This window comes from Alcaligenes sp. HNGD-HTN06 (assembly GCF_049932565.1).
GTDB classification, from domain to species: domain Bacteria; phylum Pseudomonadota; class Gammaproteobacteria; order Burkholderiales; family Burkholderiaceae_B; genus Alcaligenes; species Alcaligenes ammonioxydans.
The window spans coordinates 3117209-3134092 of the sequence record NZ_CP187782.1 but is presented as its reverse complement, the minus strand read 5'-3'; the positions used below and the strand labels follow the sequence as shown (position 1 = coordinate 3134092).

Sequence of the window (16884 nt, the reverse complement as noted above, 5' to 3'; positions counted from 1 at the left end):
CTCTGAATGGGCTGCCTTGCGCAGCCCATATGCATTTTAATTTCAAGGAAAAAAGTGATGTTTCGTGTCTGTAAGTGGCTGCTGGCGGTCTCTGGTGTTGCGGCTGTCATGGCTGCACCTGCCGTGATGGCAGAGGATTCCTACCCCTCCAAACCTATTCAGTTTGTGGTGCCTTACCCGCCAGGTGGTCCACTGGATAGCATGGCGCGCTTGCTGGCCGAACGTGTCAAAGGTGATCTGGGTACGGTCGTGGTGGAGAACAAGTCCGGCGCGGGTGGCAATATTGGTGCCAGCATCGTGGCCAAGGCCGCTCCAGACGGTTACACCCTGATGATGGGAGCGGTGGCAATCAACGCCATCAATCCGTGGTTGTACAAGACGGTGCCCTTTGATCCGGTCAAGAGCTTTGAGCCTATCGCGCTGGTTGCCTCGGTGCCTAATATCCTGATTGTGAATAAGGAGTTTGCCGAGCAGAACAAGATTGCATCCGTGCAGGATCTGATTGCTTACGCCAAAGAGCACCCCGGCCAACTGAATTTTGCGTCTGGCGGCAATGGCAGTGCGGGCCACCTGGCTGGAGAGGTCCTCAATACGCGTGCCGATATCAATTCTGTGCATGTTCCCTATGCCGGCGCCAACCCGGCCAAGACCGCATTGCTGGCAGGCCAAGTCCATTTCATGTTTGACAATCTGGCCTCGGCTGCTCCTCTGATCAAGGCGCAGACTGTCCAGCCTTTGGCAGTGACGACGCTGGAGCGCTCCAGCTTTTTCCCCGACGTGCCCACCATGGAGCAGGCTGGGGTGAAGCCTTTTGACCTGGGTACCTGGTTCGGCGTGTTTGCAACAGGCGGTACACCGCAGCCTGTTCTGGACAAGCTGCATGCCGCTTATGCCAAGGCCTTGATGGATCCGGCCGTGCGGGAAGCACTGGCAACGATGGGCTCTGACGTGCAGCCTGGTACCATGGCTGAGTTCAGTGAGCTTGTCAGCAATGATCTTAAGAAGTACAAAGAAGTCGTTGCCGATTCGGGAGCCGAGTTATTCTAAGCTTTCAAAGGCTTAGCCCTACAGGCAATGAGTGACTGAAGTCGGGATGGCCGCTCGCAAGATCAAGAATTGTTAAAGAAGGCAGTGAAGCCTGTTTTGAAGTACCTGCTTGAGATGCCTCTTGCTAGTATGGGAGGCATCCAAGTGGTCCTGGTACTTAATTTGAGATTACGGAGCCAATAATGACAATTTTCATTCGGTCTGCAAAAGTTGCAGCATGTGCTGGTGTTTTTTCCTTCTTGGCCGCGTGCGGCACGATGGACAATATGAGCACGGGCGGTCGCACCGCCGTTGGAGCCGGTGGCGGCGCTGCAGTGGGGGCGGGTATTGGAGCCTTGATTGGCGATAGCAGCAAGGCGGCCCTGATCGGAGCCGGTATTGGTGCATTGGCTGGCGGGATCGCGGCCTATAACTGGTCCGGTATCAAGAAAGACGTTCAGCAGTCCGGCGCTACCAGCCTGGGCGTGGATGTGACCGAAATGGCTGACGGCAGCTTGCGGGTCAATATTCCAAGCAGCGTCTCGTTTGATACGGGTCGCTATCAGCTGAAACCGGCTTTGCTGCCTGTTCTGGATAGTGTGGCGCGTGCCATGAATCAGCATCCTGAGTTGCGCGCCAAGGCGATTGGTTATACCGATAGCACGGGTTCGGCACAGACCAATCAGACCTTGTCGGTCAACCGCGCCAGTGCTGTGACCAATTATCTGAATCAGCAAGGGGTAGGCCAAGGTCGTTTGATGGTGGAAGGCCGCGGTCCGAACTCGCCTATTGGTGACAATGCGACGGCAGAAGGCCGTGCCATGAACCGTCGCGTGGAGTTGTATCTGTACGCGCCGCAGAAGTAAGTCTCTGCTTGCACCCCTTCGGGGGTGCTGATAAAAGGCCCGGTTTTTAGCCGGGCTTTTTTTTGTGCTCGATCGGGGAGTAATGGAGTTGTAGGGCAGGATCCTCTGTTTGTTGTTTGTTGTTTGTTGTTTGTTGTTTGTTGTTTGTTGTTTGTTGTTTGTTGTTTGTTGTTTGTTGCTTGTTGCTTGTTGTTAGCTGTGAGTTGTGAGCTGCCAATGGGTGCTTATCTGTTGTCGCTGATGACCTCACCGTTGCTTGGGTGGTAAGGCTGATTATTCAGGAGAACCCGGTAATGAACACGCCCTTGGGGGCGGTGGGGACCCGGAGGGGCTTGAGCACTTGCCGGTGCTGCGCACCGGGCCCCTTGTCGAGGTCATCATCCGGGCGCACTCTGAACTCGCGGGATGGTTCGTCCCCCGGACGAACCACAAGCGTCCCGCTCAAACAGCAGAGTGCTTGCACCCCGGATCATGCCCCCGCCTGCGGCACGTACTCTGAATCGCCCCTCCGGGTCCCCACCGCCCCCAATGGCTCATACCGTGGCTATTCAAGTAATCATGTATTGAGGATCTGGGATCTGGGATCTGGGATCTGGGTCTAAGATCTGAAATCTGAAATCTGAAATCTGAAATCTGAAATCTGAAATCTGAAATCTGAGATCTGAAGCCTGAGGTCTGGGGTCTGAGGCAAGAGGCAAGAGGTCTGAGGTGAGATGTAAGAGATTCGACGCAGGCCAGGAAAGTGTCACATGTCATTCAGGCATGCAGTTTGCATTATTCAGAAAAAAACGATGGTGAGCCCGTTGAGCTTAGCCTCAGGGGGGCGGGCGGGTCAGAGGGTTTGCCGCGGTCGGGAGATAGCGTAGGGGTGCAAGCATCCTGCTGTTTGAGCCGGAAGCTTGTGCTTGGTCCGGGGGACCAAGTACCCGGCGAGTTCAGGATGCGCCCGTAGCTATCTTCCGACAAGGGCACCGGCGCGCAGCACCGGCAAACACTCAGCCCGGACCCCCTGAGGCTAAGCTCAACGGACGTCTCCTGCACCGATGTCTTTTGCATGACAAACCTCGCGTTCCTACAAATGAAGCAACGAATCCCGCAAAAAAGCCCCAGGCAGAAAAAATCCACCCAGGGCTTTACCCCATCAAGGCCTGATCAAACAAAGATCATATTCACCCCAGGCGGGGCCTCAACAAAGCGTCAAGCCTCCTGATACAGCTTGCTGCCCTGCTGCACAAACTGTACTGACATTTCCTTCATCCCATGCTCCACAGCGGACTGCTCATCCAGGCCATTAGCCTTGGCGTAGTCCCGTACATCCTGCGAAATCTTCATACTGCAGAACTTGGGTCCACACATAGAGCAGAAATGTGCCACTTTCATTGAGTCTTTCGGCAAAGTCTCATCGTGGAATTCACGCGCCGTATCCGGGTCCAGCCCCAAGTTGAACTGATCGTCCCAACGGAACTCAAAGCGCGCTTTGGACAGAGCATTGTCGCGGAACGCTGCTGAAGGATGCCCCTTGGCCAGGTCCGCCGCATGGGCGGCGATTTTGTAGGTGATGATGCCGTCCTTGACATCCTTCTTGTTCGGCAAACCCAGATGCTCCTTGGGTGTCACATAACACAGCATGGCCGTGCCTTGCCACGCAATCATGGCGGCCCCCAAACCGGAGGTGATGTGATCGTAACCCGGTGCGATGTCGGTTGCCAAAGGCCCCAGGGTGTAGAACGGGGCTTCATGACAGTGCTCCAGCTGCAACTGCATGTTCTCAGGAATCAAATGCAAGGGCACATGGCCAGGCCCCTCAATCATGACCTGAACATCATGCTTCCAGGCGACCTGGGTCAGCTCACCCAGGGTGCGAAGTTCAGCGAACTGAGCCTGATCATTGGCGTCGTAGCCTGAGCCTGGGCGCAAGCCATCTCCCAGCGAGAAGGCCACATCATATTGCTTCATGATCTCGCAGATGTCTTCGAAATGCTCATACAGAAAGCTCTCGCGGTGATGCGCCAGACACCACTTGGCCATAATGGAGCCTCCCCGCGACACAATGCCTGTCATGCGGCTGGCCGTCATGGGTATAAAGGGTAAACGGACGCCGGCGTGAATCGTGAAGTAATCCACGCCTTGCTCAGCCTGCTCAATCAAGGTGTCGCGGAAAATGTCCCAGCTCAGATCCTCGGCGATGCCACCGACCTTTTCCAGGGCCTGGTAAATAGGTACCGTCCCGACTGGCACGGGTGAGTTGCGGATAATCCACTCGCGCGTTTCGTGGATATTTTTCCCTGTGGACAGATCCATGATCGTGTCTGCTCCCCAGCGGATGGCCCACGTCATCTTCTCGACTTCTTCGCCAATGGTGGAACCCAGGGCCGAGTTGCCGATATTGGCGTTGATTTTCACCAGGAAGTTTCGACCGATAATCATGGGCTCGGTTTCCGGGTGATTGATATTGGCAGGCAAGATGGCGCGCCCACGCGCGATCTCGTCACGTACAAACTCAGGCGTGACCGTTGTGGGCAGGCTGGCACCGAAATTTTGGCCAGGGTGTACTTTGGTGAGGCGACGAGCCATTTCCTCACCTTGTGGCCCACTGGCGCGCAAACTCTCAATGTAGTGCTCGCGTCGCAGATTCTCCCGAATAGCGACGAACTCCATTTCGGGCGTAATGATGCCGCGCCGAGCGTAATGCATTTGCGTCACGTTGGCACCCGAAATACTGCGTCGTGGCTGACGTTTGAGTTCAAAGCGCAGGCTGTCCAGTTCCGGGTCGGCCTGACGCGCCTGACCGTACTGACTGTTGAGTCCAGCCATCAACTCCGTATCGCCGCGCTCGGAAATCCAGGCTTGGCGTAAGGCAGGCAGACCTTTGCGAATATCGATCTGTACCGTGGGGTCCGTATAGGGACCGCTGGTGTCATACACGCTAAGGGGAGGGTTGGGCTCGGCGCCGAAATGGCTGGGCGTATCAGCCAGGGAAATCTCCCGAAACGGCACACGCAGATCAGGCCGTGAGCCAGTTTGATAAATTTTCCGGGAGTTGGGCAAAGGCTGGATTGCAGCCGGGTCGACACTGGCCGCTGTGGCCGTAAAAGAAGGGGTTTTGCTTGTCATTGCAGCTCCAAAAAGAGGGTGGAGCCGATATAGGAAGAAGTGCAGGGCAGGCATTGCGCCTGCTGCACACGCTCCCAGCATCGGCATTATCCGTACTGGTACGAGGGTTTATCTCAACCCGCCAAACGGCGAGTACCCCTGCGTGCTGACAAGTATAGGTAGCTTCGGGCTGCTTGTGGACGTATAAGGCTTATTTTCTTTTCATGCCGTTGAGCAAGTGACGGATGGTTTGATCCAGATGATCCCGCTCTTTGGGCGGCAAAGCCACAATTTCGTCTACGGAAAAGCGGTTGAACGGCCAGGTCACAATGGGTGGACCTTCGCCGGAGTCTTGCAAGGTGGCAGCATGTGCTGGACTTAACTCCATCGTGCCCAAGCCACTCTTGAGCCATTGGGCACTGATATTCAGTGCTTTTGCCAGGTCCAGGATTTCGCGCGCGTCACGTCGTGTACCACTCTCGTAATTGGAGATGGCACTTTGGCTGAGGTTGCACAGACGAGCCAGTTCGGCTTGTGAGAAGCCACGTTGCAGGCGGGCGTGACGGAGGCGATCAGAGAAGTGTTTCACAGTACAGATTGTTCATGGAACGACCTGCACGATGGTTTTGTATGGATATGTCGTATGTGATAAAAAGGGTAGGCCGACGAACGATAAAGGTTCGTCCACTCGCGCAAGGGCTAACGCGGTTTCATGCCGTCCAGTAAATGCCGCATGGTGCGATCGAGCAAATCTCGTTCACTCTCTGCCAAGGCCACGACTTCATCAACCGAGAACAGGCGAAAAGGCCAGGAAACGATCGGAGGGCCATCCAAGGGTTCGGACAGCAGGTAGGTGTCATCCGTGAACTCCATTTTGCCAACGCCTTTTCGCAACCACAAAACGCTGACGTTCAACGCGCGGGCCAGATCCAGAATTTCACGGGCATCTCGACGAGTACCGTTTTCGTAATTGGAAATGGCGCTCTGGCTCAATCCGCACAGACGTGCCAAACCAGCCTGAGAAAGACCGCGGTGTTGGCGTGCATGGCGAAGGCGTTCGGAGAAATGTTTCACACAACAGATTGTTGATGTAAAGCCGAACACGATGGTGTTTAGATAAAATCACGGTCGTGATTTATACTGTCCGACATAGTCATCAGATGTCATTATAGTTAAGGTATCAACTATGTCGGTTGCAAATGAACTTGCTGGCGGTCCTGTTGTGCTGTATCTGGCCACTGCCATTGCTGATCGAATCGAACTAGAGCAAAAAATTCAGGCACTGGCTGAGCGTGGTTATCGACTTATTTTCTGTCCGGATGTGACGGCCTTGCTGCAGTCAGCCCAGACACGGACGCGCCATGCGGGTACGGTATGCATTGCCTGGTTGGGGGGCGGCTTGGCTGAAATCTGCTCGGCGGCTGTGCGTTTACGGATGTTATGTCCGCAAATCGGAATCCTGATGCAGTCCGAAGCAACGGACTCAGCCATGTTGCAGGCCTTGCATAGCGGGGGGGATCAGTTTTGTCCCAAACAAGCCTCCTTGGAGTTGTTGGCCGCCAGTTTGCACAGTCTGCAACGGCGTCTGATGCAGATCCCCTCTATTCCAGAGCCATCGGCAACCCAGGAGTGGGTATTGGACCAAGAGGGCTGGACCTTGATCTCGCCAGTTGGCATGTCGTTTAGCCTGACCAGTACCGAGCGCGCGTTCATGGTTTGCCTGCTGGCTCGGGAGGATCGTCGTGCCAGCCATTACGAGCTGATGTGTGCTGTGGCCAGCAAAACAGATGTGATCAGTAATCCGCCCAGTGCCCTGCACATTAATCGTTTGGGGGTATTGGTCAGTCGCATGCGGCGCAAGTTCAGCCAGGGCGGGACGACACTGCCCATACGGTCACTTCATAACTGGGGGTATATGTTTGCCGCTAACTGCCAGTTACTGCTCGATGGGGCACGGGACTAGAGAAAAGGCACTGAAAAAGGCTCTGCCGGTCATACCGCTCAGAGCCTTTGACTATGCATTGAGGAGCGCAGCTTAAGCGTAGCGCTGCACCGACAGGTCATCGGCGCGGATGGCAGGCTCCTTGTTGCTGATCAGATCAGCCAGCAGTTGCGCGCTGCCGGTAGCCAAGGTCCATCCCAGCGTTCCGTGGCCCGTGTTCAGGAACAGGTTGGGATAACGGCTGCGTCCCACAATCGGGGTGCTGTCCGGTGTCTTGGGTCGCAGTCCCGTCCAGAAATGCAGGTCTGCGTCGCTGTGATAGCTGCCGGGGAAAAGATCGTTCAACACCATCAGCAGGGTCTGTTCGCGCCGTGGGTTCAACTGCTTGTTAAAACCCACTACCTCGGCCATGCCACCCACACGAATGCGATTGTCAAAGCGCGTCAAAGCAATTTTGTAGCTTTCGTCCAGCAAGGTGGATTGGGGGGCGCGGGAGGCGTCTGCAATTGTGGCGGTAATCGAATAGCCTTTCAGGGGGTAAACCGGGATAGCTTGCAGGTCTTTCATCAAACCGCTCGACCAGGAGCCCAGCGCCACCACATAGGCGTCAGCAGTCAGTAAACCATCGGAGCTTTGCACACCGCTGATTTCCGAGCCGTTGCTGTGAATGCGCTGAATCGTCTGGTTCCAACGGAACTCCACCCCTTCCTGTTCAGCCAGTTCGCTCAATCGACGTGTGAACATCTGGCAGTCGCCAGTCTCGTCCTCAGGGAAACGTAGACCACCGCTCAATTTGTGCTCGACGTGACGGAGCGCCGGTTCAATGGTGTGCAGCTCGGAAGCCGACAGCAACTGATAAGGTACGCCGGCCTCTTTCAACACCTCGATATCGGCGGCGATGTTATCCAATTGTTGTTGTGTACGGAACACTTGCAAGGTGCCTTGGGCCCGATGCTCAAACTGAATATCGGTCTGAGCGCGCAGCTCAGCCATGCAATGGCGGCTGTATTCGGCCAAGCGCACCATGCGCTCTTTATTGATGGCGTAGCGGTCAGCCGTGCAGTTGCGCCACATGGCCAGCAGCCATTTGATTTGGGTGAGCGTCCCATCGGGGCGGATGGTCAGGGGAGGATGCTCGTCGAACATCCATTTGATCGCCTTGCGTGGGATACCTGGCGCAGCCCAAGGGCAGGCATAACCAAAGGAAAGTTGGCCGGCATTGGCAAAGCTGGTTTCCAGAGCGGGCCCAGCCATGCGGTCAATGACCGTGACGCTGTGTCCTTGGCGGGCAAGATAATAAGCGCTGGTTACGCCTTCGACGCCAGCACCTAGCACGAGGATCTTCATACGGTTCCTTGGGCGCATCGCCCGAGAGGGAAAGTGTTGCGATCGGGCGCGGTATAACCGCGCATGCTGTCGCAATTCGATACGTTTTATCCGTCTATTTCAACAGGCGGGCAGGGTAGGGGTCAAGGTTTAGTCCTGATCCGGACTGCTGCGCGGAAACACCATATTGTTACGGTGGATCAGCTCCGTATCGTGTTCGCTGCCCAGCAACTCATTGATCAGGTGACTGGGCTGACCCATGATGCGACGGGTATCGTCCGACGAGTAGTTGATCAGACCGCGGGCATATTCCACGCCATGCTTATCCACGCAAGCGACGACATCGCCACGGTCAAATTCGCCCTCGACATGGGTGACGCCTACCGGCAGCAGACTTTTGTGTCCGTCTACCAGCGCACGTACCGCGCCTTCGTCCAGCGATACACGGCCACGCACGCGCAACTGGTCGACCAGCCAGCGCTGCCGGGCCGAGCGTACCGGCAGGGTGGCACGCAGTTCCGTACCGATGCGCTCCCCTTGGGCCAGACGCGAGAGCACCTGCTTTTCACGGCCCGAGGCAATGATGGTGTGGCCGCCGCTTTGTGCGGCACGCTTGGCAGCCAGAATCTTGGTAATCATGCCGCCAGTGCCGATATTGCTGCCCGAGCCGCCCGCCATCGCCTCCAGCGTCGGGTCACCCGCCTGACCCAGCGAGATGAATTGTGCGTCGGGGTTGCTTCGAGGGTCGGCGCTGTACAGTCCGGCCTGGTCGGTCAGGATAATCAGGGTCTCGGCTTCGATCAGGTTGGTGACCAGCGCGCCCAGGGTATCGTTGTCACCCACGCGGATTTCATCGGTCACCACGGTGTCGTTTTCGTTCACGATGGGGACCACGCCCAGGTCCAGCAAGGTGTTGATGGTGCTGCGTGCATTCAGATAACGGCGGCGGTCTGCCAGATCCTCATGGGTCAGCAGAATCTGGGCAGTGCGCACACCGTGGCGGGCAAAGGCCACTTCATAAGCCTGTATCAGACCCATCTGGCCTACCGCGGCCGCTGCCTGCAACTCATTCATGGCCTTCGGTCGACGCGGCCATCCCAGACGGGCCATGCCCTCGGCAATGGCGCCACTGGAGACCAGCACCAGTTGCTTGCCTTGGGCATGCAGTTGAGCAATCTGGGTCGCCCATTGCTCTACGGCATCCAGGTCAATCCCTTTGCCCTCGTTGGTGACCAGGGAGGAACCTACTTTAATAACCAGTCGGCGCGACTGCGCAACGGCCGATTCAGAATGAGAAGAGTGCTGCATGAGGAGTTCAGAAATCTATCGCTTGGCGAGTAAATAGAGAAAATGCCAGGAGTAGGGCGGCTGAATGGACCGCGTCTTCCGGGCATTTTGGGGTTCAGTCCCAGGGGTGAGACCCTGGGTCTGTGTGGCACGATCAGTCTGGAGCAAACCTCTCGTCGTAAATATGCGTACCGTCGGCAATATCTTGTTCGATATGCTCCTTGCGGCTTTCCTGATCCAGCCAGGTTTGCAGCTGGTAAACCAGATCCTGAGTGCCCACACCGGTCAAGGCCGAGATGCCGAAAACAGGACCTTCCCAATTGAGCTCTTTGAGCAGGCGGGCTTTCAGATCCTCTGGATCGGACACCATGTCCAGCTTGTTCAGAACCAGCCAGCGTGGCTTGGCGTAGAGCTCTTCGCTGTACAGGCGCAGTTCTTCCACAATGGCTCGGGCTTCTGCCGCCACTTTGGCCACAATATCCTCGTCCGGGTCCAGACTGGAGACATCGAGCAGGTGCAACAGGATACGGGTGCGGGTCAGATGGCGCAGGAACAAGTGGCCCAGGCCAGCTCCTTCAGACGCACCTTCGATCAGACCAGGAATATCCGCCACTACAAAGCTGTGGGCTTCGGACGAGCGCACCACGCCCAGGTTGGGGTGCAGAGTGGTGAACGGGTAATCGGCAATGCGTGGCTTGGCGTTGGAGATACGGGTAATCAGGGTGGATTTGCCAGCATTGGGCATACCCAGCAGGCCCACATCGGCCAACACCTTGAGCTCCAGGCGCAGCTTGCGGTGTTCGCCTTCCTTGCCATAGGTAAATTGACGCGGCGCACGGTTCACGCTGGATTTGAAATGCAGGTTGCCCAAACCGCCGGCTCCGCCTTGGGCCAACGTGACCCGTTCGCCGTGGCGCTTCATGTCAAACAGCTGCTCGCCGGTTTCGGCGTCGAAAATCATGGTGCCTACCGGCACACGCAGGGTAATGTCTTCGCCACCCGCCCCATACTGGTCGGACCCACGGCCGTTTTCGCCGTTGCGAGCGCGGTGCAGGCGGGCGTAGCGGTAGTCGATCAAGGTGTTGACGTTACGGTCGGCCTCAGCGTAAATGCTGCCGCCACGTCCACCGTCGCCGCCGTTGGGGCCACCTTTCTCAATAAATTTTTCTCGGCGGAAACTGGCAGCGCCGTTTCCACCTTTGCCTGCGACCACTTCAATGGTCGCTTCGTCTACGAATTTCATGGTGATGAGTTCTGTATAGGTCCAGGGGCCGCAGAACCGTATGGGCTGCTGGTCTGGGAACAGACCATTTTAAACAAAAACCCCAATTGCTTAGTGTATAGGAGATTGGCTTATCTGCCGGTATGTGCGGTGAGAGTGACCGGTTTTTAATCTCTTGCTGTGGCCGTAGGGAGACTGGCCAGGTCGGATGGGCGCGAGGGCAGGGGGGGCACGATGGCCGTACATGAAAAAAGCCCTGCCTAAGGCGGCAGGGCTTTTCGTGGCAACTACGCGGTGAGCGAGTGCTTATTCGGCAGCAACGACCGAAACGGTACGCTTGTTCAGTGCACCGGTGATGGAAAATTTAACTTTGCCATCAACCAGAGAGAACAGGGTATGGTCTTTGCCAATGCCCACGTTCACGCCGGGGTGAAACTGAGTGCCGCGCTGACGAACAATAATGCCGCCAGCCGAAATTACCTGACCGCCGTAGACTTTAACGCCCAGACGTTTGGCCTGTGAGTCACGGCCGTTCCGCGTAGAGCCGCCGCCTTTCTTCTGTGCCATTTCTTTAGCTCCTAGATGAAGAAAATACCAGATTCGCTTTCAGCAACAACTTAGGCGTTGATCGCTTCGATGCGGATTTCGGTGTAGTTTTGACGATGGCCTTGCGTTTTGCGGTAGTGCTTGCGACGGCGCATTTTGAAAATCTTGATCTTGTCGTGACGGCCTTGCGCAAGAACAGTAGCTTTGACCACAGCGCCAGCAACGAAAGGAGCACCGATTTGCAGTGCTTCACCTTCGCCGACGGACAGAACCTGGTCAAGCGAAATTTCTTGCCCAATGTCTGCCGGTATCTGTTCTATTTTGAGTTTTTGGCCAGCAGTAATGCGATATTGCTTACCGCCGGTTTTTATAACCGCGTACATAGGGAATCCCTTAAAGAGAGTCAAAAAGGCATGGTGGATAAGGCTAGTTTCAGCCAAAGCCATGCCCTCTAACATAAAAAAATCTTGACACGCAAAATGCCAAGCAAAAAATAATAGGATAAAAAGGCTTTACTGTCAATGGTTTGGGCCTTCGCCTGTCAGTATTTTGCATCCAATCCTTTCCTCGGTCAGGGGGGAGATGGCCCTGCCGGATTGTCACTGAACCGGCGCAGGCAGGGCAGGGACCCCGATTCACGTAAAATTGTCGCTTGCCCCAAACGCTTACACTTTTCCTCATTCTGTGGCCTTTGGGCCAGAAGGCTTCCGCTAGGGTAGAGGCGTTGCGTTCACAGAGCGTAAGTCATTTATTTTTCGAACCTGATAAGGGGAAGCGTATGAATAAGGACACGATCGAAGGCAAATGGAAACAGCTGGCCGGCAAGGCCCGCAGTGTCTGGGGGGAAATTACGGATGACGACTGGGCCAAGATGAAAGGCGACGCCACCCAATTGGCGGGTCTGGTCCAAGAGCGCTATGGCCGCACCCGCGAAGAGGCGGAGCGTGAAGTAAAAGATTTCTATGACAAGTACGACCGCTAGTGAGGCGGGGCCCGGTTTTTTGTCTGGAACCTGATGATTGAAGCCGTCACGGCCTGCCAGACAAAGTGTTGATCCTGTACGTACTGATGATGAGGAGAATCGTATGCTTTACTATGCCGTAATCTTTTTTATTGTTGCCATTGTCGCGGCTGTGCTGGGTTTTGGAGGTATTGCCGCTGGTGCTGCTTCGATTGCCAAGATCCTGTTTGTCGTGTTCCTGATTCTGGCGGTGCTCTCGCTTATCAAGGGCATGGCCAAGAAATAGAGCAGGCCCGCTTGAGGCGGGCCCGTCTGAAACACCAAGCCGTCTTCGCCCGTCAGGGGAAGACGGTTTTTTTATCAGGAGCGGTAATCGGCGTTAATGGTGACGTACTCGTGCGAGAAGTCGCAGGTGTAGACCGTCTCGCTATGTTGGCCGCGACCCAGGGAGACACGAACCAGAATTTCGGCTTCCTTCATGACGCGCTGACCGTCTTCTTCGCGGTACTCGGGGTTGCGTCCGCCGTCCACCGCTACCAGCACATCCCCCAGCCACAGACGCAGTTTGCTCACGTCCAGATCTGTGATGCCTGCGTAACCAATGGCGCACAGAATGCGGCCCAGGTTCGGATCGGAGGCAAAGAAGGCGGTTTTAACCAGAGGCGAGTGAGCAATCGCGTAAGCCACTTTCAGTGCTTCTTCGCTGGAGCCGGCGTCATCAACCTGAATGGTCATGAACTTGGTGGCGCCTTCGGCGTCACGCACGATTTTCTGGGCCAGTTCGCGCGAGGCGTCCACCAGGGCGTCCAGCAAGGTGTTGTAGTTCGGGTCTGCAATCGACTCTACTGTGACACCGCTTTGGCCGGTTGCCATGATGATGAACGAGTCGTTGGTGGAGGTGTCGCCATCAACCGTAATGCGGTTGAAAGAGCGGTCTGCCGCCAGACGGCACATATCGCGCAACAATTCGGGAGCAATACCGGCATCGGTGGCCAGATAACCCAGCATGGTGGCCATATTGGGGCGAATCATGCCTGCACCCTTGCTGATACCCGTCAGGGTGACCGTTTTGCCCGAGAGCTGGATTTGGCGAGACACGATTTTGGGCTGGGTGTCGGTGGTCATGATGCTGTGGGCAGCATTGAACCAGTTGTTGTCCGACAGATCGCTGACCGCTGCGGGCAGGGCACCCAGCAGGCGATCCATGGGCAACGGCTCCAGAATTACGCCGGTGGAAAAGGGCAGGACCTGCTGAGGCAGAATATTTAACAGACGCGCTGTTTCCTTGCAGGTTTGCTGGGCTTTTTCCAGACCTGCCTGACCGGTACCGGCGTTGGCATTGCCGGTATTGATTACCAGGGCGCGGATGCCATCGTGGGTAGCCAGATGCGCTTCGCACACCTGAACGGGAGCGGCGCGGAAACGGTTGGTGGTAAAGACACCGGCTACGCTGGTGCCAGGGGCCAGTTCAAACACGGTCAGGTCGCGTCGGTTGGCCTTGCGAATACCGGCTTCGGCAATGCCGATTTTGACACCGGCAACGGGGTGAATGTCAGATTCAGAGGGGATGAACAGATTGACGGCCATGACGCGATCCGAAAAACAATGTTAAAGGCGGCTCAAAGCAATAATGATACTTGCTTTGAGCCGCCTGAGCATATCTTTGGTCGCGTGGGGGTGTCAGTTCTCGCGAGAGGCCATCGCCACGTTGTTGCGGGTAATCAGTTTGAGTTCACCCAAGGCTTCAAACAGGTTGACGCGCGCCTTGTCCGACAGGTTGGCAAACATCTCCTGCAGCCATTGCTCGTGGGAAGCTGCCATTTTCTTGAACTGGCGCTTGCCTTTGGGCGTCAGGCGGATCAGGGAGCTGCGGCGGTCGGTGAGTACCTTGATGCGTTCGACCAGACCCTCTTTTTCCAGCTGATCCGTAATGCCTGTGATATTGCCGTTGGTGACCATCAGGTGGCGGGACAGTTCGCTCATTTTCATGCCCGCGGGCTGGCGCTGCAATTGAGCCATCAGGTCAAAACGGGGCAGGGTAGTGGCGTGTTCGGTACGCAGACGACTACGAATTTCGCCTTCAACCAGATTGGTGCAGGCCATCAAGCGTAACCACAGACGGGTGTCGAAGTGGTCATCGCTGTGGGCACGGCTTTCCAAGTCGGGAGCGGCATCGGCGACGGCGGAAGCGGGGATATCGTTCATGATCATAGATAGCTTGCCTTAATGGTGCATGTCCAAAATGTTTAGCTTTGAAGGACGCAGACCGCAGCCATGAGCAAGCTGGGTTAGCTTGGAAGGTATCTTAGGGGCTGGTTCGAAGTTTGACATTGCGACAGATCAAAGTAAATTCGTTTTTAGCTTAAATTAATCAACTTGATTGAAAGCGCAGGTCCAGTTGACAAAGCATTGAGTAATGAAATGCAAATTTCTGTCTGTTATTTACTTTCATGATCACCGCCTTGAATACGGTTACGCAGACGCTTTGACGCGGCTCCAAGGCTATAAGCTGGCTAAATTCAAGTGATTATTTAGTTGAAGTATAAGACATTTGCATCACGGTAGCCGACGAAAATAATCCGTTTTCCGTTTTTTTTGATACTTTTTTTGTTTCAAAAATAATGTCTACCGTAAATTTTTCTTAATTGAAAAAAAGTGCGGCGTACATGGATTGGTTTTTGGCCAGCCGAAATTTATTATTTATTTTCCTATGCGTGGGTTGCCGCCCGAAGCGAGCTCGAGCGATGTCAGGATACGGGTTTAAATAGTGGGTGAGGATGCGCTACTGCGGATAACCCGTAGTCGGTATGGCTGATGTCGAGAGGTTTTTTTTGCTAATATCCTTTAGAACTAAACAATATAGACCTTGCCAATTTTGGCCGATGCCTTTGATGCATCAGGGTCTACGCCTGAGTGGGGCGTAATCTACGCAGGAGATAAGGATGGAACGTTCAGCGCACCTTGATACCTTTGCACGCGACAATCTGCCCCCCATGGAGTGGTGGCCAGACATGTTGCTGGAGGGAAATCCGGATGTGGACTACCCCGCTCGTTTCAATTGCGCCGTGGCGCTGTTGGGGGAGCAGGTCGCAGCAGGGCATGGTGACCGCGTGGCCATACAGTGGGCTCAGGGCGAGGAAAATCGCAGTCTGACCTACAAAGAGCTGGACGTGCTGACCAATCGTATTGCGCATGTTCTGCTTGAGGACATGAAGCTGGTGCCCGGCAACCGGGTATTGCTGCGCGGCCCCAACAACCCCATGATGGCGGCCTGCTGGCTGGCCAGTATCAAGGCGGGTCTGGTTACTGTCCCCACCATGCCTTTGCTGCGTGCGGTGGAGCTCAAGACCATTTTGGACAAGGCCCAGATTCATGCCGCTCTGTGCGATGAGCGTCTGCGTCAGGAGTTGGAGCATTGCATGGATGCCGCTCATGATTCCTACACCCCTGTCCTGAAGCAACTGCTGTGCTTTAACGATGAGAGCGCCCAGGGTCTGGAGGCCTTGGTGGCTGACAAACCTGAGGATTTCACGGCGTGCGATACGGCGGCCGATGATGTGTGCCTGATTGCGTTCACCAGCGGCACGACCGGTCAGCCCAAGGGCTGCATGCATTTTCATCGTGATGTGCTGGCGATGTGCGATACCTTTTCCCGTCATGTATTGCGTTTGACACCGGATGACGTGGTGTGTGGTACTCCGCCTTTGGCTTTTACCTTTGGTCTGGGTGGTCTGCTTTGCTTTCCACTGCGGGTGGGGGCCTCTACCGTCTTGCTGGAGCGACTGACACCTTCGGACCTGCTGGGCATGATTGACCGCTTTAAGGTGACCATGAGCTTTACGGCGCCTACTTTTTATCGTCAGATGGCCGGTTTGGTGGATCGTTATTCTCTGGCCAGTTTGCGGGCCACCGTATCGGCAGGAGAAGCGTTGCCCGATGCAACCCGCCAGCTCTGGAAGCAGGCCAGCGGCATTGAGATGACCGATGGCATAGGCGGCACGGAGATGATTCACGTGTACGTATCCAGCCCGCCCGAGAAAGTGCGCCCCGGTGCCATTGGTCAGGTGGTGCCTGGGTATGTCGCCACGATTCTGGATGATGATCTGAATCCGGTGCCGGTGGGCACGGTGGGACGTCTGGCGGTCAAAGGCCCCACCGGTTGCAAGTACTTGAACGACGAGCGTCAGAAGCAGTTTGTCCAGGGCGGCTGGAACTTCCCGGGTGATACCTTCAAGATGGATGAGGACGGCTACCTTTACTATCAGGCCCGTAACGACGACATGATTGTTTCTTCGGGCTACAACATTGCCGGCCCGGAGGTGGAGGGCACCTTGCTCAAACATGAGGCGGTGGCAGAGTGTGGAGTGGTAGGCGCCGCGGATGAAGAACGGGGCCAGATCGTGCAGGCTTTCATCGTGCTCAAGCCTGGCTTTACGCCCAGCGATGACTTGAAAAAGAAGCTGCAGGATTTTGTGAAAGAGAATGCCGCGCCTTACAAGTACCCACGCGCGATTGAGTTTGTGACTTCTTTGCCTCGGACCGAGACAGGGAAGTTGCAGCGATTTGTGCTGCGCCAAATGGCACAGCATTGATTCTTTCAGGAAAAAAAAAGCGG

The 16884-nt window shown here is 55.7% G+C and carries 16 protein-coding genes; 6 read left to right on the top strand and 10 right to left on the bottom strand.

The window, feature by feature from the left end; translation table 11 throughout:
* Positions 1 to 57 precede the first annotated feature (57 nt).
* A complete protein-coding gene (locus ACOZ42_RS14340) occupies positions 58 to 1047 on the top strand; it encodes a Bug family tripartite tricarboxylate transporter substrate binding protein (RefSeq protein WP_003801922.1) in 990 nt (329 codons plus the stop codon).
* 266 nt (positions 1048 to 1313) lie between these two features.
* On the top strand, positions 1314 to 1892 hold the full coding sequence (locus tag ACOZ42_RS14335) for an OmpA family protein (protein ID WP_003801921.1): 579 nt from the start codon (positions 1314 to 1316) through the stop codon (positions 1890 to 1892).
* Positions 1893 to 3089: 1197 nt separating this feature from the next.
* Here the strand turns inward: ACOZ42_RS14335 and thiC are convergent.
* The 3 genes from thiC to ACOZ42_RS14320 all read right to left on the bottom strand — a co-directional run bounded on the left by thiC (position 3090) and on the right by ACOZ42_RS14320 (position 6059).
* Complete coding sequence (thiC, locus tag ACOZ42_RS14330; protein ID WP_131070917.1) at positions 3090 to 5006, bottom strand: phosphomethylpyrimidine synthase ThiC; 1917 nt, start codon at positions 5004 to 5006, stop codon at positions 3090 to 3092.
* A gap of 190 nt (positions 5007 to 5196) precedes the next feature.
* Positions 5197 to 5574, bottom strand: a complete 378-nt coding sequence (locus ACOZ42_RS14325; protein WP_003801916.1) for a helix-turn-helix domain-containing protein — start codon at positions 5572 to 5574, stop codon at positions 5197 to 5199.
* Positions 5575 to 5684: 110 nt separating this feature from the next.
* Positions 5685 to 6059 carry a helix-turn-helix domain-containing protein gene (locus tag ACOZ42_RS14320; RefSeq protein ID WP_003801914.1) on the bottom strand — a complete coding sequence of 125 codons (375 nt, stop codon included), beginning with the start codon at positions 6057 to 6059 and terminating at the stop codon, positions 5685 to 5687.
* Between the two features lie 112 nt (positions 6060 to 6171).
* Between ACOZ42_RS14320 and ACOZ42_RS14315 the strand changes: the two genes are divergently transcribed.
* On the top strand, positions 6172 to 6948 hold the full coding sequence (locus ACOZ42_RS14315) for a response regulator transcription factor (protein WP_003801912.1): 777 nt from the start codon (positions 6172 to 6174) through the stop codon (positions 6946 to 6948).
* A 72-nt stretch (positions 6949 to 7020) separates the two neighbouring features.
* Here the strand turns inward: ACOZ42_RS14315 and ACOZ42_RS14310 are convergent, their stop codons facing one another.
* The 5 genes from ACOZ42_RS14310 to rplU form a co-directional block, all read right to left on the bottom strand.
* Positions 7021 to 8274 carry a D-amino acid dehydrogenase gene (locus ACOZ42_RS14310; protein ID WP_336580121.1) on the bottom strand — a complete coding sequence of 418 codons (1254 nt, stop codon included), beginning with the start codon at positions 8272 to 8274 and terminating at the stop codon, positions 7021 to 7023.
* 129 nt (positions 8275 to 8403) lie between these two features.
* Entirely contained in the window at positions 8404 to 9561 is a 1158-nt protein-coding gene (gene proB, locus ACOZ42_RS14305; protein WP_003801907.1) for a glutamate 5-kinase, read from the bottom strand.
* A 133-nt stretch (positions 9562 to 9694) separates the two neighbouring features.
* Positions 9695 to 10783 (bottom strand): GTPase ObgE, encoded by a 1089-nt coding sequence (obgE, locus tag ACOZ42_RS14300; protein WP_003801905.1) that lies wholly within the window; start codon positions 10781 to 10783, stop codon positions 9695 to 9697.
* Positions 10784 to 11068: 285 nt separating this feature from the next.
* Positions 11069 to 11329 (bottom strand): 50S ribosomal protein L27, encoded by a 261-nt coding sequence (gene rpmA / locus ACOZ42_RS14295; RefSeq protein WP_003801903.1) that lies wholly within the window; start codon positions 11327 to 11329, stop codon positions 11069 to 11071.
* 50 nt (positions 11330 to 11379) lie between these two features.
* Positions 11380 to 11691 carry a 50S ribosomal protein L21 gene (rplU, locus tag ACOZ42_RS14290; protein ID WP_003801901.1) on the bottom strand — a complete coding sequence of 104 codons (312 nt, stop codon included), beginning with the start codon at positions 11689 to 11691 and terminating at the stop codon, positions 11380 to 11382.
* Between the two features lie 395 nt (positions 11692 to 12086).
* Between rplU and ACOZ42_RS14285 the strand changes: the two genes are divergently transcribed.
* Positions 12087 to 12290 (top strand): CsbD family protein, encoded by a 204-nt coding sequence (locus tag ACOZ42_RS14285; protein WP_003801900.1) that lies wholly within the window; start codon positions 12087 to 12089, stop codon positions 12288 to 12290.
* Between the two features lie 103 nt (positions 12291 to 12393).
* Complete coding sequence (locus ACOZ42_RS14280) at positions 12394 to 12555, top strand: DUF1328 domain-containing protein (RefSeq protein WP_003801899.1); 162 nt, start codon at positions 12394 to 12396, stop codon at positions 12553 to 12555.
* Between the two features lie 74 nt (positions 12556 to 12629).
* Here the strand turns inward: ACOZ42_RS14280 and argJ are convergent, their stop codons facing one another.
* Entirely contained in the window at positions 12630 to 13856 is a 1227-nt protein-coding gene (argJ, locus tag ACOZ42_RS14275) for a bifunctional glutamate N-acetyltransferase/amino-acid acetyltransferase ArgJ (protein WP_003801898.1), read from the bottom strand.
* Positions 13857 to 13949: 93 nt separating this feature from the next.
* Positions 13950 to 14480 carry a MarR family winged helix-turn-helix transcriptional regulator gene (locus tag ACOZ42_RS14270; RefSeq protein ID WP_003801897.1) on the bottom strand — a complete coding sequence of 177 codons (531 nt, stop codon included), beginning with the start codon at positions 14478 to 14480 and terminating at the stop codon, positions 13950 to 13952.
* A 731-nt stretch (positions 14481 to 15211) separates the two neighbouring features.
* Here ACOZ42_RS14270 and ACOZ42_RS14265 point away from each other — a divergent pair.
* Positions 15212 to 16861 carry an AMP-binding protein gene (locus ACOZ42_RS14265; protein ID WP_426345291.1) on the top strand — a complete coding sequence of 550 codons (1650 nt, stop codon included), beginning with the start codon at positions 15212 to 15214 and terminating at the stop codon, positions 16859 to 16861.
* Positions 16862 to 16884: the final 23 nt, after the last annotated feature.